At 60.2% G+C, this 18,917-nt stretch carries 15 protein-coding genes; all 15 read left to right on the top strand.

All coding sequences use genetic code 11. The features are described 5' to 3' along the window. Positions 1 to 259 precede the first annotated feature (259 nt). Positions 260 to 1,597: a polyhydroxyalkanoate depolymerase gene (gene phaZ, locus Q4G20_RS12945; RefSeq protein ID WP_303343881.1), complete on the top strand. Its 1,338-nt coding sequence runs from the start codon at positions 260 to 262 to the stop codon at positions 1,595 to 1,597. 81 nt (positions 1,598 to 1,678) lie between these two features. Beyond that, a complete protein-coding gene (gene secE / locus Q4G20_RS12940) occupies positions 1,679 to 1,873 on the top strand; it encodes a preprotein translocase subunit SecE (protein ID WP_303343872.1) in 195 nt (64 codons plus the stop codon). Between the two features lie 167 nt (positions 1,874 to 2,040). Next, positions 2,041 to 2,577, top strand: a complete 537-nt coding sequence (gene nusG, locus Q4G20_RS12935) for a transcription termination/antitermination protein NusG (protein ID WP_303343871.1) — start codon at positions 2,041 to 2,043, stop codon at positions 2,575 to 2,577. 72 nt (positions 2,578 to 2,649) lie between these two features. Further along, positions 2,650 to 3,102 (top strand): 50S ribosomal protein L11, encoded by a 453-nt coding sequence (gene rplK / locus Q4G20_RS12930; RefSeq protein ID WP_303343870.1) that lies wholly within the window; start codon positions 2,650 to 2,652, stop codon positions 3,100 to 3,102. A gap of 3 nt (positions 3,103 to 3,105) precedes the next feature. Next, a complete protein-coding gene (gene rplA, locus Q4G20_RS12925) occupies positions 3,106 to 3,807 on the top strand; it encodes a 50S ribosomal protein L1 (protein WP_303343869.1) in 702 nt (233 codons plus the stop codon). A gap of 222 nt (positions 3,808 to 4,029) precedes the next feature. Beyond that, positions 4,030 to 4,545, top strand: coding sequence for a 50S ribosomal protein L10 (gene rplJ / locus Q4G20_RS12920; RefSeq protein ID WP_303343868.1), 516 nt, complete (start codon positions 4,030 to 4,032; stop codon positions 4,543 to 4,545). A 65-nt stretch (positions 4,546 to 4,610) separates the two neighbouring features. Beyond that, positions 4,611 to 4,985 (top strand): 50S ribosomal protein L7/L12, encoded by a 375-nt coding sequence (gene rplL / locus Q4G20_RS12915; protein ID WP_303343867.1) that lies wholly within the window; start codon positions 4,611 to 4,613, stop codon positions 4,983 to 4,985. Between the two features lie 230 nt (positions 4,986 to 5,215). Beyond that, positions 5,216 to 9,361: a DNA-directed RNA polymerase subunit beta gene (gene rpoB / locus Q4G20_RS12910; RefSeq protein WP_303343866.1), complete on the top strand. Its 4,146-nt coding sequence runs from the start codon at positions 5,216 to 5,218 to the stop codon at positions 9,359 to 9,361. A 73-nt stretch (positions 9,362 to 9,434) separates the two neighbouring features. Continuing rightward, on the top strand, positions 9,435 to 13,643 hold the full coding sequence (rpoC, locus tag Q4G20_RS12905; RefSeq protein ID WP_303343865.1) for a DNA-directed RNA polymerase subunit beta': 4,209 nt from the start codon (positions 9,435 to 9,437) through the stop codon (positions 13,641 to 13,643). Between the two features lie 785 nt (positions 13,644 to 14,428). Continuing rightward, positions 14,429 to 15,244: a glycosyltransferase gene (locus Q4G20_RS12900; RefSeq protein ID WP_303343864.1), complete on the top strand. Its 816-nt coding sequence runs from the start codon at positions 14,429 to 14,431 to the stop codon at positions 15,242 to 15,244. 29 nt (positions 15,245 to 15,273) lie between these two features. Next, positions 15,274 to 16,212, top strand: coding sequence for a DMT family transporter (locus Q4G20_RS12895; protein WP_303343863.1), 939 nt, complete (start codon positions 15,274 to 15,276; stop codon positions 16,210 to 16,212). Beyond that, positions 16,209 to 17,027: a glycosyltransferase gene (locus Q4G20_RS12890; protein ID WP_303343862.1), complete on the top strand. Its 819-nt coding sequence runs from the start codon at positions 16,209 to 16,211 to the stop codon at positions 17,025 to 17,027. The genes Q4G20_RS12895 and Q4G20_RS12890 overlap by 4 nt, the downstream gene beginning before the upstream one ends. Positions 17,028 to 17,257: 230 nt before the next feature. After that, complete coding sequence (rpsL, locus tag Q4G20_RS12885; RefSeq protein WP_073068257.1) at positions 17,258 to 17,629, top strand: 30S ribosomal protein S12; 372 nt, start codon at positions 17,258 to 17,260, stop codon at positions 17,627 to 17,629. A 12-nt stretch (positions 17,630 to 17,641) separates the two neighbouring features. Continuing rightward, positions 17,642 to 18,112, top strand: coding sequence for a 30S ribosomal protein S7 (rpsG, locus tag Q4G20_RS12880; RefSeq protein ID WP_303343861.1), 471 nt, complete (start codon positions 17,642 to 17,644; stop codon positions 18,110 to 18,112). A gap of 18 nt (positions 18,113 to 18,130) precedes the next feature. Next, positions 18,131 to 18,917 (top strand): GTP-binding protein (locus Q4G20_RS12875; protein ID WP_303343860.1); only part of this gene is annotated, 787 nt, incomplete at its 3' end.

Genomic DNA, 18,917 nt, shown 5'->3' with positions numbered 1-18,917 from the left:
CCGCCGCCCCGGTCACTTTGTTGCGCGAACGGCGCGAAGGCTTGGCAACTGTTGCCTTTTCATCGCCGGTTTTTGGCGTTTCGCCACCCTGATCACTCACTTTGCTTGCCATATCCCCGGTTCCCCCCTAGAAGCAATCGAATGATATGCGCACCGGCGCCAAAGCGCAAACACGGCTTTTGCCATGATGGCGCCCCGCGCAACCAACAAATGCTAACGTGCAGCGCGCAAAGGGGCCTGAAAAATGCCAATGAAGGGTCTGAAAGGCATCGTGTCATATGACGCGATGGAAACGATTCGGAACACGAATGAATGGCTGGGGGCTACGGCGCGGGCCATGGCATCCTATCCCGCCTTTGCGCTGATCCCGCATCCCATGTTCAAATTGATGAGCGCGTGGGGCCGCGTCACCGAACGCAGCTTTGCCCGCATGGTGATCAAGCCCGACTGGAACATCCCCGCCATCCCCGGCGATGATGGGCAGGATCACATTGTCTATGTCGAACCGGTGATCAAACGCGCCTTTGGCGACCTGATCCATTTCCGCGTGGCCCGCCGCGACCCCCAACCGCGCAAAGTGCTGCTGGTCGCGCCCATGTCGGGCCATTACGCCACGCTGCTGCGGTCCACGGTCACATCGCTGCTGCCCGATTGCGACGTGTATGTCACCGACTGGCACAATGCCCGCGACATTCCCGTGTCCGAAGGCAAATTCGATGTCGAAGATTACACCGGCTATCTGGTTGATTTCATCAAACATCTTGGCCCCGATGTGAACGTCATCGCCGTGTGCCAGCCCGCGCCCTTGGCCTTGGCCGCGACCGCCATTCTGGCCGAGGATGACCCCAAGGCCCAACCCCGCACCCTGACTCTGATCGGTGGCCCGGTTGATCCCGACGCCGCCGCGACCGAAGTCACCGATTTCGGCAACCGCATCACCATGGGCGAATTGGAACATCTGATGATCCAGTCGGTCGGGTTCAAATATGCCGGTGCCGGGCGCATGGTCTATCCGGGGCTGGCGCAATTGTCGTCCTTTATCGCGATGAACGCCGACACCCATTCGCGCGCCTTCATCAACAAAATCTTTGCCGAGGCGCGCGGCACCGGATCCGAAGGCGACAAACACAACAAATTCTATGACGAATATCTGGCCGTGCTGGATATGACCGCGGAATTTTACCTGTCCACCGTGGATCGCATTTTCAAAAAATGCGAAATCGCCAAAAACGAATTTACCGTGAATGGCCGTCACGCTGACATCGGCAAAATCAGCGACACCGCGATCATGACGATCGAAGGCGCGAATGACGACATTTCCGCCCCCGGCCAATGCGTCGCGGCGTTGCGTCTTTGCACCGGCGTGGCCGATGCGAAAAAGGCGCAGCATCTGGAACCCGGCGCGGGCCATTACGGCATTTTCGCTGGCAAATCATGGCGTCTGAACATCCGCCCGCTGGTTCTGGATTTCATCGACGACAACGCCGCCCTGCCCGATTCGGTCAAAACCAAATCGCGCCGGTCCAAGGCGGGCGATGTGGACAAATACGGCAGCCAATCCGAACCGCTGGACGACACCAGCAAAATGGCGGTCTGACGCTGGGCATGTCATCCGGGGCGCTTGTATCTGGCGCCCCCGATCCGTATATGACCCCAACATTCGTGAAGGAGCCGTGCCGTGGCAAACCCCGTCCAATTCATCAACCAAGTCCGCGCCGAAGCGGACAAAATCACCTGGCCGACCCGGCGTGAGGTGATCACCACTACGATTATGGTGTTCATCTTTGCGTCGATTTGCAGCCTGTTTTTCTTTTTGGTCGATTTGGGCATCCGCACGGGGCTGACGGCAGGGTTGCGGGCGATTTCAGGCTAATTTGGGCTTGTAATTGCCGGCCGGGGGTGGTATGTCCCAGCGAATATTCGGCTTACGGCGTGCATCATTTCCGTATGCGCGCCGATTTCAATTTTGCCGAAACGATGGAATTCAGGGGGTTAACGCGACATCTGCGTGATTCCCGCGTGAACAGGGGTCGATAAGACATGGCAAAACGTTGGTATTCGGTCAGCGTCCTGTCGAACTTTGAAAAAAAGGTGGCCGAGGCGATTCGCCAGGCCGTCGCTGAAAAGGGGTTAGAGGATCAGATCGACGAAGTTCTGGTCCCGACCGAAGAAGTGATCGAGATTCGGCGCGGCAAAAAAGTCACGTCGGAGCGTCGTTTCATGCCGGGTTATGTGTTGGTCCACATGGATATGTCGGATCGCACCTATCATCTGGTGAACTCGATCAACCGCGTTACCGGGTTTCTGGGCGCGCAGGGCAAACCGATGCCGATGCGCGACGACGAAGTGAACGCGATGCTGAACCGCTCGGGCGGGGGTGAGGCGGCGGCGCCGCGCAACCTGATCCGCTTTGAGGTGGGTGAAAAGGTTAACGTGACCGACGGGCCGTTCGAAGGCTTTTCGGGCATGGTCGAAGAGGTGGACGACGCCGCATCGCGGATCAAGGTCACCGTTTCGATTTTCGGTCGGCCCACGCCGGTTGAACTGGAATTCACGCAGGTTTCCAAAACCGCGTGATCTGTTGCGGGAGGCGTCAGCCGCACCGCTAAGTCGGCCCCAAACGGGGCGTGATGATAAGGAGAGGGCCACATGGCCAAGAAAGTTGTTGGGCAGCTGAAGCTGCAAATTAAGGCGGGGCAAGCCAACCCGTCGCCCCCCGTTGGTCCGGCTCTGGGTCAGCGCGGCATCAATATCATGGAATTCTGCAAGGCGTTCAACGCCAAGACGCAGGAAATGGAACAGGGTGCGCCGGTTCCGGTCGTGATCACCTATTACGCCGACAAATCGTTCACTTTTGAAACGAAAACCCCGCCGGCGTCCTTCCTGCTGAAAAAAGCCGCTGGCCTGAAGCCGGTGGGCAAGCGTAACCGCGCCAAAGGTTCGGAAAAGCCGGGCCGTGCGGTCGCTGGCACCGTGACCGTCAAGCAAGTGCGCGAAATCGCCGAAGCCAAGATGAAAGACCTGTCGGCTAATGACGTCGATCAGGCCATGAAGATCATCGTGGGTTCCGCCCGCTCGATCGGTATCGAGGTGAAAGGCTAAGCCATGGCAAAACTGTCCAAGAAAAAAGCCGCCGCCCGCGAAGCCTTTGACGGCAAAGCCAACCTGTCGGTTGAAGATGCCGTCAATCTGGTGAAAAGCGCCGCCTCGGCCAAGTTTGACGAAACGGTTGAAATCGCGCTGAATCTGGGTGTTGACCCGCGTCACGCCGACCAGATGGTTCGCGGCGTGGTGACGCTGCCCGCCGGCACCGGCAAAGACGTGCGCGTCGCCGTGTTCGCCCGTGACGCCAAGGCTGACGAAGCCAAAGCGGCTGGTGCCGACATTGTTGGCGCGGAAGACCTGATGGAAGCGATTCAGGGCGGCAAGATCGACTTTGATCGCTGCATCGCCACGCCCGACATGATGGCGCTGGTTGGTCGTCTGGGCAAAATCCTTGGCCCGCGCAACCTGATGCCGAACCCGCGCGTCGGCACCGTGACCGTTGACGTGGCCAATGCCGTCAAGGCAGCCAAGGGCGGTGAAGTTCAGTTCAAGGCCGAAAAGGCTGGTGTGGTTCATGCCGGTATCGGCAAGGTGTCGTTCGACGCTGACAAGCTGGCACAGAACGTCCGCGCCTTTGTCGAGGCCGTGAATCGGGCCAAGCCCTCGGGCGCGAAGGGCACCTATATGAAAAAGGTCTCGATCAGCTCGACCATGGGTCCGGGCGTGTCGCTGGACCTGAGCAGCGCGACCACCGCGCAATAAGATTTTCCGGCGCAAGCCGGGGATGGCGGGGCCGCCCAAGGCCCCGTCCTGTCCGAGACGGAGGGTGCGGGTTTCCCGCTTAATGTCCTTCCTGAGATGGGGAAGCATTTTTCCGAAGGTAGTCCCTTCGGGCGATCTTGCCCTTGATCGGACCAAGGCCCGTGGCCGAAAGCTGCGGGAAAAGTGAGAGCCGGGGGGAAACCCCCAACTTGGAGTGAAACCGTGGATAGAGCACAAAAAGAACAAGTGGTCGAGGAACTCGGCCAGATCTTTGAAAGCTCTGGCGTCGTGGTGGTTGCCCGCTACGAGGGAATGACGGTTGCGCAAATGCAGGACCTGCGCGCGCGTATGCGCGAAGAGGGCGGGTCCGTCCGTGTTGCCAAGAACAGGCTCGCAAAGATCGCTCTGGAAGGTAAGCCCTGCGCAAGCATCGGCGACTACCTGACGGGCATGACCGTGCTGTCCTATTCGGAAGACCCCGTGGCTGCTGCCAAGGTCGCCGATAAATACGCCAAGGATAATGACAAGTTCGTGATCCTCGGCGGTGCAATGGGCGACACGGCGCTGGATCCGGCCGGTGTCAAAGCTGTTGCCGCCATGCCGTCGCGCGAGGAGCTTATTGCTTCGATCGTGGCTGCCATCGGCGCGCCTGCTTCGAACATCGCCGGTGCGATCGGCGCACCCGCCAGCAACATCGCGGGCATTCTCTCGACGCTCGAAGAGCGCGAGGCCGCATAAGCAACCCATTCCCGACTGGTGGCACAAAGCCCGATGTTGGAACCCTAAACTGAAAGAACGGAAAAATGGCTGATCTGAAAAAACTCGCCGAAGAAATCGTGGGCCTGACCCTGCTGGAAGCCCAGGAACTGAAAACCATCCTGAAAGACGAATACGGCATCGAACCCGCTGCCGGTGGCGCTGTCATGATGGCTGGCCCGGCTGCTGGTGCAGGCGAAGCCGCAGAAGAAAAAACCGAATTTGACGTCGTTCTGACCGATGCTGGTGCGAACAAAATCAACGTCATCAAAGAAGTGCGCGGCATCACCGGTCTGGGCCTGAAAGAAGCCAAAGATCTGGTCGAAGCTGGCGGCAAAGTGAAAGAAGGCGCTGCAAAAGCAGAAGCCGAAGAAATCAAGAAAAAGCTGGAAGATGCCGGCGCCAAAGTCGAGCTGAAGTAATTCAGCGCCACATTGGCATTCTTGCAGGCAGGGTCCGGGGTTTCCCGGTCCCTGCCGAACCTGTCTTGAAGGGCGGTCTGGGATCAGACATTCTTTCAGGGCATGTTCTTGGTTCGGGCGCTGCACGGTGGGACGGGCGGCATGAATGGAACCAGACCCCTACATTCGTAGGCCGCAATCCGGGGGCCCCGACCCGGATCGCGCGCGAAGACGAAAGGTGATAAGACCCCATGGCGCAAGCATATGTCGGCCAGAAACGCATCCGGCGTTATTATGGCAACATCCGCGAAGTTCTGGAGATGCCGAACCTGATCGAGGTTCAGAAATCTTCCTATGACCTGTTTCTCAATTCCGGTGATGGCGACGCCCATCACGACGGCGAAGGGATTCAGGGCGTGTTCCAATCGGTGTTCCCGATCAAGGATTTCAACGAAACAGCCACGCTGGAATTCGTGAAATACGAATTGGAACGTCCGAAATACGACGTGGATGAATGTCAGCAACGCGACATGACCTATGCCGCACCGCTGAAGGTGACGCTGCGCCTGATCGTGTTTGATGTCGATGAAAACACCGGCGCCAAATCGGTCAAAGATATCAAAGAACAAGACGTGTTCATGGGCGACATGCCGTTGATGACGCAGAACGGGACGTTTGTTGTGAACGGCACCGAACGCGTGGTCGTCAGCCAGATGCACCGCAGCCCCGGCGTGTTCTTTGACCATGACCGCGGGAAAACCCATTCCTCGGGTAAGCTGCTGTTTGCGTGCCGGATTATCCCCTATCGCGGGTCGTGGCTGGATTTCGAATTTGACGCCAAGGATCTGGTGTTCGCGCGCATCGACCGCCGCCGCAAATTGCCGGTGACGACGCTGCTCTATGCCCTGGGCATGGATCAGGAAGGGATCATGGACGCGTTCTATGAAACCGTGACCTATACCCTGCGCAAAGAGGGGCGTGAACAGGGCTGGGTGACGCGGTTCTTCCCGGATCGGGTGCGTGGCACGCGTCCGGCCTTTGATCTGGTGAACGCCGATACGGGCGAGGTGATCACCAAAGCGGGCGACAAAGTCACCCCGCGTCTGGTCAAAAAGCTGATGGAATCGGGCGAACAGGTCAATCTGCTGGTGCCGTTCGAACGCGTCATCGGCCGCTTTGTGGCCAAAGACATCATCAACGAACAGACCGGCCTGATCTATGCCGAAGCGGGCGATGAAATCACCGCCGAATACAACAAAGACGGCGAACTGAATGGCGGCCTACTGAAAGTGCTGCTGGACAATGACATCACCGAGATTCCGGTGCTGGACATCGACCATGTCAATGTCGGCCCCTATATCCGCAACACCATGGCGGCGGATAAAAACATGAACCGCGACGGCGCGTTGATGGATATCTACCGCGTCATGCGTCCGGGTGAGCCCCCCACGGTCGAGGCCGCCAGCAACCTGTTCAACAGCCTGTTCTTTGACGCCGAACGCTATGACCTGTCCGCAGTTGGCCGGGTGAAAATGAACATGCGTCTGGATCTGGATGCGCCCGATACGCAGCGCACCCTGCGCCATGCCGATATCGTGGCCTGTATCCGTGGGCTGGTGGAACTGCGCGACGGCAAGGGCGAAATCGACGACATCGACCATCTGGGCAACCGTCGCGTTCGTTCCGTGGGCGAGCTGATGGAAAACCAGTATCGCGTCGGTCTGCTGCGGATGGAACGCGCGATCCGCGAACGTATGTCGGGCGTCGAAATCGACACCGTGATGCCGCAGGATCTGATCAACGCCAAACCGGCGGCGGCGGCGGTGCGCGAATTCTTTGGTTCGTCGCAATTGTCGCAATTCATGGACCAGACAAACCCGCTGTCCGAAGTCACGCATAAACGCCGTCTGTCGGCGCTTGGGCCGGGCGGTCTGACCCGCGAACGTGCCGGGTTCGAGGTGCGCGACGTTCACCCGACCCATTACGGCCGGATGTGTCCGATTGAAACGCCCGAAGGTCAGAACATCGGCCTGATCAACAGCTTGGCGACCTTTGCGCGCGTCAACAAATACGGCTTTATCGAAACGCCCTATCGTAAGGTGATCGACGGTCAGGTGACGGATGACGTGGTCTATATGTCCGCGACCGAAGAAATGCGCCACACCGTCGCACAGGCAAACGCGACGCTGGACGCGGACGGTCGGTTTGTTGATGAACTGATCTCGACCCGTCAGGCGGGCGACTTTACCCTGAACCCGGTGGATGCGATCGACCTGATCGACGTGTCGCCGAAACAGCTGGTCTCGGTCGCGGCGGCGTTGATTCCGTTCTTGGAAAACGACGACGCGAACCGCGCGCTGATGGGGTCGAACATGCAACGTCAGGCCGTGCCTCTGCTGCGGGCCGAGGCTCCGTTTGTCGGCACCGGGATGGAGGCCACCGTGGCCCGCGATTCCGGCGCGGCGATCATGGCGCGGCGTTCGGGCATCATCGACCAGGTGGATGCGCAGCGTATCGTTGTGCGCGCGACCGAAGATCTGGGCGCGGGCGATGCGGGCGTGGACATTTACCGTCTGCGCAAATTCAAACGGTCGAACCAATCATCGACGATCAACCAACGTCCGCTGGTCAAAGTGGGCGAAAAGGTTGTGAAAAATCAGGTGATTGCGGATGGTCCGTCAACCGATCAGGGCGAATTGGCCATCGGTCGGAACGTGGTCGTCGCGTTCATGCCGTGGAACGGCTATAACTACGAAGACTCGATCCTGATTTCGGAACGCATTCACCGCGACGACGTGTTCACCTCGATCCATATCGACGAATACGAAGTGGCGGCCCGCGACACGAAACTGGGGCCTGAGGAAATCACCCGCGACATCCCGAATGTGGGCGAAGAGGCGCTGCGCAATCTGGACGAAGCCGGCATCGTGTATATCGGCGCCGAGGTCGGGCCGGGCGACATTCTGGTGGGCAAAATCACCCCCAAAGGCGAAAGCCCGATGACGCCCGAAGAAAAGCTGTTGCGTGCGATCTTTGGCGAAAAGGCCAGCGATGTGCGCGACACCTCGCTGCGGTTGCCGCCGGGGGCTTACGGCACCATCGTTGAGGTGCGCGTGTTCAACCGTCACGGCGTGGACAAAGACGAACGCGCCCTGCAAATCGAACGCGAAGAGGTCGAACGTCTGGCCCGCGACCGCGACGACGAACAGGCGATTCTGGACCGCAACATCTATGCGCGTCTGAAAACCCTGATTCTGGGCAAGGTCGCCGTCAAAGGTCCGAAAGGCATCAAGGCAAACAGCGACATCACCGAAGACCTGCTGGCCACGCTGTCGCGCGGTCAGTGGTGGCAACTGGCCGTCAGCGAAGAAGACACCGCCAAAGAGGTCGAGGCGCTGAACCATCAATACGACACCCAGAAGAAACTTCTGGAAGCGCGGTTCGAAGATAAGGTCGAAAAGGTCCGTCAGGGCGACGACCTGCCGCCGGGCGTCATGAAGATGGTTAAGGTGTTCGTCGCCGTCAAACGCAAGCTGCAAGCGGGCGATAAGATGGCCGGTCGTCACGGCAACAAAGGCGTCGTGTCCAAGGTCGTCCCGGTCGAAGACATGCCCTTCCTGGCGGATGGCACCGCGGTTGATCTGGTGCTGAACCCGCTGGGCGTGCCGTCGCGGATGAACGTTGGTCAGATTCTGGAAACCCATATGGGTTGGGCCAGCCGCGGTCTGGGCATCAAAATCGACGAAGCACTGGAAGATTACCGCCGCAACGGCGATATGACCCCGGTTCGCGAAGCGATGCGCATTGGTTACGGCGATGATATGTATGCCGAAACCTTTGACGGCATGGATGACGACACGCTGGTCGAACACGCCAATACCGTGCGCGCCGGTGTGCCGATTGCCACCCCCGTCTTTGACGGCGCGAAAGAGGCCGATGTGAACGACGCGCTGACGCGCGCGGGCTTTGACACCTCGGGTCAGTCGGTGGTGTTCGATGGCCGGACGGGCGAACAATTCGCGCGTAAGGTCACGGTGGGCATGAAATATGTCCTGAAGCTGCACCACCTTGTTGATGACAAAATGCACGCCCGTTCGACCGGCCCCTACAGCCTTGTGACCCAGCAGCCGCTGGGCGGTAAGGCGCAGTTCGGTGGTCAGCGTCTGGGTGAGATGGAGGTCTGGGCACTGGAAGCTTACGGCGCCGCTTACACCTTGCAGGAAATGCTGACGGTGAAATCGGACGACGTTGCGGGCCGGACCAAGGTCTATGAATCCATCGTCAAAGGCGAAGACAACTTCGAAGCTGGCGTGCCGGAATCGTTCAACGTGCTGGTCAAAGAGGTCCGCGGTCTGGGCCTGAATATGGAACTCCTGGATGCGGAGGAGGAGGAATAACCGCGATTTTATCGCCGGTTGGGCGGGGCCACCCCCGCCCGCCTTCCCCGCGCCCCCTTTTTAGGAAACGGAAATGAACCAGGAACTTGCCACCAATCCCCTGAACCCGCTGGCAGCGCCGCGGCAGTTCGACGAAATCAAAATCTCACTGGCCTCGCCCGAAGAAATTCTGGCGTGGTCGTTTGGTGAGGTGAAGAAACCCGAAACCATCAACTATCGCACGTTCAAACCCGAACGTGACGGTCTGTTCTGTGCGCGCATCTTTGGCCCGGTCAAGGATTACGAATGCCTGTGCGGCAAGTATAAGCGCATGAAATATCGCGGCCTTGTCTGCGAAAAATGCGGCGTCGAGGTGACGCTGCAAAAGGTCCGCCGCGAACGCATGGGCCATATCGAACTGGCCGCGCCGGTCGCGCATATCTGGTTCCTGAAATCGCTGCCGTCCCGCATCGGTCTGATGCTGGACATGACGCTGCGTGATCTGGAACGCATCCTGTATTTCGAAAACTATGTGGTGATCGAACCGGGTCTGACCGATCTGTCCTATGGTCAACTGCTGTCCGAGGAAGAATTCCTGGACGCGCAGGATCAGTATGGGGCCGACGCCTTCAGCGCCGACATCGGGGCCGAGGCGATCCGCACCATGCTGTCGAACATCGATCTGGCTGCCACCGCGGAACAGTTGCGCGAAGATCTGAAAGAGGCGACGGGCGAACTGAAGCCGAAAAAGATCATCAAGCGGCTGAAAATCGTCGAATCCTTCCTGGAATCCGGCAATCGCCCGGAATGGATGGTGCTGACGGTGATTCCGGTCATCCCGCCGGAACTGCGCCCGCTGGTGCCGCTGGATGGGGGCCGCTTTGCGACCTCGGATCTGAACGATCTGTATCGTCGGGTCATCAACCGCAACAACCGTCTGAAACGGCTGATCGAACTGCGCGCGCCCGACATCATCGTGCGCAACGAAAAGCGGATGTTGCAGGAATCGGTCGATGCGCTGTTCGACAACGGCCGCCGCGGCCGCGTCATCACGGGCAACAACCGTCGCCCGCTGAAATCGCTGTCGGACATGCTGAAAGGCAAGCAGGGCCGGTTCCGTCAGAACCTGCTGGGCAAGCGTGTGGACTTTTCGGGCCGCTCGGTCATCGTGACCGGGCCGGAACTGAAGCTGCACCAATGCGGCCTGCCGAAAAAGATGGCCTTGGAGCTGTTCAAGCCGTTCATCTATTCCAAGCTTGAGGCAAAGGGCCTGTCCAGCACCGTCAAACAGGCGAAAAAGCTGGTCGAAAAAGAACGCCCCGAGGTCTGGGATATTCTGGACGAAGTGATCCGCGAACACCCGGTTCTGCTGAACCGCGCGCCGACGCTGCACCGTCTGGGGATTCAGGCGTTCGAACCCGTTCTGATCGAAGGTAAGGCGATTCAGCTGCACCCGCTGGTCTGTTCGGCGTTCAACGCGGACTTTGACGGCGACCAGATGGCCGTTCACGTCCCCCTGTCGCTGGAAGCGCAGCTTGAAGCCCGCGTTCTGATGATGTCCACGAACAACGTGCTGTCGCCCGCCAACGGCGCGCCGATCATCGTGCCGTCGCAGGACATGGTTCTGGGCCTGTATTACACCACGATGATGCGCGAAGGCATGACCGGCGAAGGCATGGTGTTCGCCAGCATCGACGAGGTGGAACACGCCTTGGCCGCCGGTCAGGTGCATCTGCACGCCCGCATCACCGCGCGCGTGAAGCAGGTGGACGACAACGGCAATGACGTGATGAAACGCTTTGAAACCACGCCGGGCCGTCTGCGTCTGGGCGCTCTGCTGCCGCTGAACGCCAAAGCGCCGTTTGATCTGGTCAACCGCCTGCTGCGCAAAAAAGACGTGCAGCATGTGATCGACACCGTTTATCGTTACTGCGGCCAGAAAGAGGCGGTTATTTTCAGCGACCGCATCATGGGTCTGGGCTTCCGCGAGGCATTCCGCGCCGGCATTTCGTTCGGCAAAGATGACATGGTGGTTCCCGACAACAAATGGACCATCGTCGAAGAGGTTCAGGATCAGGTCAAAGAGTTCGAACAGCAATATCTGGACGGTCTGATCACGCAGGGCGAGAAATACAACAAAGTGGTTGACGCGTGGTCGAAATGTAACGACCGCGTGACCGACGCCATGATGTCCACGATCGCAGCGACCCGCAAAGACGATACCGGCGCTGAAATGGAACCGAACAGCGTCTATATGATGGCCCATTCGGGCGCGCGGGGTTCGACCAACCAGATGAAACAGCTGGGCGGTATGCGCGGGCTGATGGCCAAACCCTCGGGTGAGATTATCGAAACGCCGATCATCTCGAACTTTAAAGAGGGTCTGACCGTTCTTGAATACTTCAACTCGACCCACGGGGCGCGGAAAGGTCTGTCGGATACGGCGCTGAAAACCGCAAACTCGGGTTATCTGACGCGTCGCTTGGTGGACGTGGCGCAGGACTGCATCATCCGCGAACATGATTGCGGCACCGAAGCGGCCATCACCGCATCCGCCGCCGTCAATGATGGCGAAGTGATCGCGCCCCTGGCCGAACGGATTCTGGGCCGTGTCGCCGCCGAAGATGTGCTGGTTCCCGGCACCGATCAGGTGATCGTGGCCAAAGGCGTCATCATCGACGAACGCAAATCGGACGAAATCGAGGCGGCGGGCGTTCAGACCGTGCGCATCCGTTCCGCTCTGACCTGCGAATCCGAAGACGGCATCTGTGCGCAGTGCTATGGCCGCGATCTGGCCCGTGGCACGCAGGTGAATATCGGTGAAGCGGTCGGCATCATCGCCGCGCAGTCCATCGGTGAACCCGGCACGCAGCTGACCATGCGGACCTTCCACATCGGCGGGATTGCGCAAGGTGGCCAGCAATCGTTCCAGGCCGCGTCGCATGAAGGCTCGGTTCAGTTCCGCAACGCCAATATCCTGACGAACGCCAATGGCGAAAACGTCGTGATGGCGCGGAACATGCAGCTGGTCGTCATGGATGATCAGGGGCAGGAACGCGCCAGCTATAAGCTGTTCTATGGCAGCAAGCTGTTTGTCGCCGAAGGCGAGCGCGTGATCCGCGGTGCCAAGCTGTTCGAATGGGATCCCTATACCCTGCCGATCATTGCGGAAAAGGGCGGCGTGACCAAATTCGTTGACCTGATTTCGGGCCTGTCGGTGCGCGACGAAACCGATGACGCCACCGGGATGACGCAGAAAATCGTGACCGATTGGCGTTCGGCGCCCAAAGGCAATGATCTGAAGCCGGAAATCATCATCATGGATGAAAACGGCGAACCGGTGCGCAACGATCAGGGCAACCCGGTCAGCTATCCGATGTCGGTTGACGCGATTTTGTCGGTCGAAGACGGTCAGGACATCCGCCCCGGCGACGTGGTGGCCCGTATCCCGCGCGAAGGCGCCCGGACCAAGGACATCACCGGGGGTCTGCCCCGCGTGGCCGAATTGTTCGAGGCGCGCCGCCCGAAAGATCACGCGATCATCGCGGAAATCGACGGCTATGTGCGGTTCGGCAAGGACTATAAGAACAAGCGCCGCATCAGCATCGAACCGAACGGTGAAGGGCTGGAGCCGGTCGAATATATGGTCCCCAAGGGCAAACACATCCCGGTGCAGGAAGGCGACTTCGTGCAAAAAGGCGACTATATCATGGACGGCAACCCCGCGCCGCATGACATTCTGCGCATCATGGGGATCGAGGCTCTGGCCGATTACCTGATCGATGAAGTGCAGGATGTTTACCGTCTGCAAGGCGTGAAGATCAACGACAAGCACATTGAGGTGATCGTTCGCCAGATGCTGCAAAAGATCGAAATCATCGACAGCGGCGACACCACGCTGCTGAAAGGTGAACACGTCGAACGCGATGAATTCACAGAAGAAAACGCCAAGGTCGAGGCGCGCGGCGGTCGTCCGGCAACGGGTGAACCCGTGCTGCTGGGCATCACCAAGGCGTCGTTGCAGACCCGTTCGTTCATCTCGGCGGCGTCGTTCCAGGAAACGACCCGCGTTCTGACCGAGGCGGCCGTTCAGGGCAAACGCGATAAGCTGGTTGGCCTGAAAGAAAACGTCATCGTGGGCCGTCTGATCCCGGCCGGCACCGGCGGCGCGACCGCGCGTGTTCAGCGCATCGCCACCGACCGCGACCGCGACGTGATCGAAGCCCGCCGGGCCGAAGCCGAAGCCACCGCCGCGCTGATCGCGCCCGAGGTGGAAACGGTCGAAACGCCCGAGCAGGAATGATCGTTTGACATGGAAAAGGCCCGGCGGTGACGCCGGGCCTTTTTATATGCGGCAGGGGGCCATGTGCGCGCCCCTTGGTGCGCCACACCCGCGCCGCATTGCCCGACACAGACAGCCGACCGGCAGCCACAGCCTCCACGCGCCGCGCCGTTGTGCCAACCTGTCACCACTCACGACCACCCCCGCCATCACACAGGCCACACCCGGACCACCAACGAAGTGGCATCCCGCCGGGGGGCTTTTATACCCAGCGTGGCGGGATGCCCTGCCGCTCGACACAGCCAGCCCGCACCCCACCACAGCCGCCACGGACCGCGCCGTTGTGCCAACCCGTCGCCAGTACCCCCCACGATTTGCCCCTATCCCCGGACGGTGCATGATCTGAACATCATGCAGCGTAACATAACCGGGGTCGCTCTTTCCTCTGTGTGCCGACGGTGCCTTGCTCTAAAGACGCCGCGCCGTTGGACGCGCGCACCCGCGCTCGGTCACGGCCAACACAAGCCGCCCACGGGCCGCGCCGTCGCCAGCCCACGCCCTTTGTGACATAGCATTCCCCCTATCGTTGGACGGGGTATGGTCTGGGAGGCTGTGATCTGTTGCCTCACATAGAAATCCCATGAAATTCAGCCAGACCGCACCCTTTCCGCGTCCACCATCCGCGACAGAGGGGCTGCCATGGCCCCCGCATCGGGGACGCCCCCCCTTTCCTTACCCCGGCGAAACAGGCAGGATGCCGTCGGGCCATTGCGCCATATTTTCCGCGGCCTTCATAAGGGGATGGGATGCGCGTTCAGGTTTTGGGGCTGTGCCGGTTTTCGCTGTTGACCGATGGCTGGTTTCAATCGGGGGCCACGGATGTGGACGCGAACCGCGCCGCGTTGTATGACCCGGCGCGGCTGGATGAACGGATGCGGTTTTTTGAACATCTGTGCCTGCCGTCGCTGAGGACGCAGACGGACCCGGACTTTACCCTGATTGTCGCAACGGGCGAGGATTTGCCCGATCCGTGGCTGTCGCGCCTGCGCGCGATTGCCGATGCGGTGCCGCAGATCCGGTTGATGCAATCGCCCATCGGGCCGCATGGGCAGATCTGCAAATCCATGCTGACCGCCGCGACCGATCCCGATGCGGATGTGATCGCGCAGTTCAAAATGGATGATGACGACGCGGTGTCGGTTGATTACGTCGAAACCGTGCGCCGCGATTACGGCGCGATTTCCGGGCTGATGGAGGGCCAGAATCCGGTCGCCTTGGATTACGGGCATGGCTTGTTGCTGCATGTGGACGGGTCGAAAATGACGGTTGACGGTGCGTTAACGCATTACTGGGGCTGCGGATTAACCATGTATTTCCCGGCAGGAGAGCCGCGTTCCGTGATCAATTATCGCCATGACTGGATGTGGCGGCAGGTGACGACGGTCACAAAGGTGGACCGGGTGATGTGGATAAGGGGCTTTCACGGGCATAATGACAGCCCCCATCATCACGGCAAACGCATCGCCGCTGAGATGACCAATCAGCAGATCAATCAGACCCTGCAACGCCGTTTCGGCCTGAACCGTCAGGCGCTGCGGCGGCAATTGACCGGGGCCGATTGACCGAATAAACCGTTGTAAAGGGGGAACAAATGCGCGCGCCGATGATCTCGCCCATTCGCCGGGTTCGTCCGGCCTCGGTCCGGCCTCAGCCGGTTGGGCCGGGGGATAACCTGCGGGGGGCGGGGCTGATGGTCATGGCGATGATCGGGTTCACCTGCAACGATGTGGTGATGAAATTCGTCACGCAGGACATGCCGCTGTATCAGACCATTGCTCTGCGCGGGCTGATGGTGATGCTGGGCATCGCGCTGATCGCCGCGCGTGAAGGGGGCTTGCGTCTGTATGTCGCGCCCGGCGATCGCGGGCCGATGCCATGGCGGATCGTGGGTGAGGTCGCATCCGCCCTGCTGTTTCTGAACGCGCTGCTGCATATGGAAATCGCGGATCTGTCGGCGATCATGCAGGCGCTGCCGCTGGCCGTGATGCTGGGGGCGGCGCTGTTTTTCGGTGAAACCTTGGGCTGGCGACGGATTTTGGCGGTTGGCGTCGCGCTGATCGGAGTGCTGATGATCCTGCGCCCCGGCGGTGACAGCTTTGGGATTTGGTCGCTGATGGGCGTGGGCGCGATGCTGACCGTGGTTCTGCGCGATCTGGCCACGCGCCTGTTCAGCCGGGATGTGCGGTCGTCCACGATTGCGTTTTACACGGCCTTTGTGGTGATGCTGACCGGCGCGGTGCTGACCCCGTTTCAGGGCTGGGTGATGCCGACGCTGACGCATATCGCGCTGCTGGCGCTGTCGGCGGCGTTTCTGACGGCGGGTTATGTCTGCGCGGTCAGCGCCATGCGCGTGGGTGAGATTTCCGCCGTGGCACCGTTCCGTTACACGTCGTTATTGGCGGCGATTGTGCTGGGCGTGATCGTGTTCGGCGATTGGCCCGACCCGTGGACCTGGGCGGGATCGGCTCTGGTCGTGACGGCGGGCATCTACACCATCTGGCGCGAGGCGCAGTTAGGGCGGCGATCATGAAGGTGCAGATGCTGGGCCTGTGCCGGTTTTCCTATCTGGGCCTGCGTGGGTATCAGGTGGACCATCAGACACTTAACGAACGCCGGGCGTATCTCTATGACCCCGCGCGGCTGGCGCGTCGGTGGCAGTGGTTCACGCAGATGGCCCTGCCGGCATGGCGCGCGCAGACCGATCCGGATTTTACGCTGGTTCTGATGACGGGGCCGGATTTGCCCGAACCTTACCTGTCGGGGCTGCGCGATCTGTGCGACGCAACCCCGCAACTGCGCCTGTCGGTGGTGCCGCCGATGGATCGGCATTTGCCCGCCTGCCGCGCCGCGATTGAGCCGCATCTGGACCCTTCGGCGGATGTGATCGGCCATTTCCGCCATGATGACGACGACGCCGTGACCACCGATTACGTCGCGCGCAGCCGTCAGGCGTTTCGCCGCGTGCGCGGGTTGTGGAAGGTTCAGGGCAAGCTGTCGCTGGATTTCAGCCGCGGGGTGATGCTGCGGGTGCAGGACGGGCAGGCCGAATTCACCCCCCGCATCTGTCACAATATGGGCGTTGCGTTAACCATCTTCCTGCGCCCGGATGCGGACGAAAGCGCGCTGCATTACGACCATTCCAAACTGGGCCGGTGGATGCCGGGGGTCTCGATCCCGGAACCGTTAATGTTTATCAGGTCCATTCACGGCGACAGCGATTCCGGCGATATGGGGCCGGGGCATCGGTTTGACCTGTCCGACGACGCGCTGACCCGGCAATTGCGGCGGTTTGCGCTGACGCGCGGGGATATTGACCGGCTGGCGCAGACCCTGCGCGCAGGTTGACAGTTGCGGCGTTTTCACCTATAGCCCCGCTACCCGATGGGAAACCGTCTGGGGGCCAGAACCCCGCAGGGGGAATGATATAGGCCGAACAGCCTGATCCTCTGGATTTTTTTACCCGTCTGCCCCTGTGAAGGGCCGGACGGGTTTGGCCTTTTGCGATTCGCGCATCTGGCCGTCGAGAAGTGGCGCAGCCTGGCTGCGAGTATTGACAGAGCAAGACGGGGAACCGAATGCCGACGATCCAACAGCTGATCCGCAAACCGCGGCAGCCCAAGGTGCAGCGCAGCAAGTCGCAGCACCTTCAAGGAAACCCTCAGAAGCGCGGCGTTTGCACGCGCGTCTATACCACCACCCCGAAAAAGCCGAACTCGGCTATGCGTAAGGTTGCCAAAGTGCGCCTGACCAACGGTTTCGAGGTGATTTCTTACATTCCGGGCGAAAAGCACAACCTTCAGGAACACAGCGTCGTGCTGATCCGTGGCGGTCGTGTGAAAGACCTTCCGGGTGTCCGTTACCACATCCTGCGCGGTGTGCTGGATACCCAGGGCGTCAAAGATCGCCGTCAGCGTCGTTCGAAATACGGCGCCAAGCGTCCGAAATAAGGAGAGACCGGAATGTCCCGTCGTCACGCCGCTGAAAAGCGCGAAGTGCTGCCCGACGCCAAATATGGCGATCGCGTGCTGACCAAATTCATGAACAACCTGATGGTTGACGGCAAGAAATCGACCGCCGAGCGGATCGTTTATTCGGCCCTTGACCGGGTTGAATCCAAGCTCAAGCGTGAGCCGGTCGAGATCTTCCACGAAGCCCTCGACAATGTGAAACCCTCGGTCGAGGTGCGTTCGCGCCGCGTCGGTGGTGCCACCTATCAGGTTCCGGTCGAGGTCCGCCCGACCCGCCGCGAGGCTCTGGCGATCCGCTGGCTGATCACCGCTGCGAAAAACCGCAACGAAAACACCATGGAAGAACGCCTTGCCGGTGAGCTTGCCGATGCGGTCAACGGCCGCGGCACCGCCGTCAAGAAACGCGAAGACACCCACAAGATGGCCGACGCGAACAAAGCGTTCAGCCATTACCGCTGGTAAAACGGAAGGACATCCACCATGGCTCGCGAGTATCCGCTCACGCGTTACCGCAATTTCGGCATCATGGCCCATATTGATGCCGGCAAGACCACGATGACCGAGCGCATCCTGTTCTACACCGGCAAGAACCACAAGATGGGCGAGACGCATGACGGCGCCTCGACCATGGACTGGATGGAACAAGAGGCCGAGCGCGGCATCACCATCACGTCCGCTGCAACCACGACCTTTTGGCAGCGCCATGAGGACACCGATTACGCTGAAGACATCAATCAGCGTAACCGTCTGAACATCATCGACACCCCCGGTCACGTTGACTTCACCATCGAAGTGGAACGTTCGCTGGCGGTTCTGGATGGCGCGATCTGTCTGTTGGACGGCAACGCCGGTGTGGAACCCCAGACCGAAACCGTGTGGCGTCAGGCCGACCGTTACAAGGTGCCGCGGATCGTGTTCGTCAACAAAATGGACAAGATCGGGGCTGACTTCTTTAATTGTGTGAACATGATTAAAGATCGCACCGGCGGCACCCCCTGCCCGGTCGCCCTGCCCATCGGTGCAGAAGACACGCTGGAAGGCATCGTCGATCTGATCAAGATGGAAGAATGGGTGTGGAAAGGTGACGACGTCGGCGCAAGCTGGGTCCGTCAGCCGATCCGCGAAGAGCTGCAAGATCTGGCCGACGAATGGCGCGGCAAGATGATCGAACTGGCCGTCGAAATGGACGACGACGCCATGGAAGCCTATCTTGAGGGTAACGAACCCGACGAGGCGACCCTGCGCGCGCTGATCCGCAAGGGCTGCC

The sequence above is a fragment of the Paracoccus sp. (in: a-proteobacteria) genome, from assembly GCF_030538495.1.
Taxonomy (GTDB): Bacteria; Pseudomonadota; Alphaproteobacteria; order Rhodobacterales; family Rhodobacteraceae; genus Paracoccus.
This window is presented reverse-complemented; position numbering and strand designations above follow the sequence as displayed.

Bases quoted from the DNA above. Each gene is read 5' to 3' on its own strand.
- nusG (WP_303343871.1), top strand. From the start codon at position 2,041: ATGGCAAAACGTTGGTATTCGGTCAGCGTCCTGTCGAACTTTGAAAAA.
- rplK (WP_303343870.1), top strand. From the start codon at position 2,650: ATGGCCAAGAAAGTTGTTGGGCAGCTGAAGCTGCAAATTAAGGCGGGG.
- rplA (WP_303343869.1), top strand. From the start codon at position 3,106: ATGGCAAAACTGTCCAAGAAAAAAGCCGCCGCCCGCGAAGCCTTTGAC.
- rplL (WP_303343867.1), top strand. From the start codon at position 4,611: ATGGCTGATCTGAAAAAACTCGCCGAAGAAATCGTGGGCCTGACCCTG.
- rpoB (WP_303343866.1), top strand. From the start codon at position 5,216: ATGGCGCAAGCATATGTCGGCCAGAAACGCATCCGGCGTTATTATGGC.
- rpoC (WP_303343865.1), top strand. From the start codon at position 9,435: ATGAACCAGGAACTTGCCACCAATCCCCTGAACCCGCTGGCAGCGCCG.
- Q4G20_RS12900 (WP_303343864.1), top strand. From the start codon at position 14,429: ATGCGCGTTCAGGTTTTGGGGCTGTGCCGGTTTTCGCTGTTGACCGAT.
- Q4G20_RS12895 (WP_303343863.1), top strand. From the start codon at position 15,274: ATGCGCGCGCCGATGATCTCGCCCATTCGCCGGGTTCGTCCGGCCTCG.
- Q4G20_RS12890 (WP_303343862.1), top strand. From the start codon at position 16,209: ATGAAGGTGCAGATGCTGGGCCTGTGCCGGTTTTCCTATCTGGGCCTG.
- rpsL (WP_073068257.1), top strand. From the start codon at position 17,258: ATGCCGACGATCCAACAGCTGATCCGCAAACCGCGGCAGCCCAAGGTG.
- rpsG (WP_303343861.1), top strand. From the start codon at position 17,642: ATGTCCCGTCGTCACGCCGCTGAAAAGCGCGAAGTGCTGCCCGACGCC.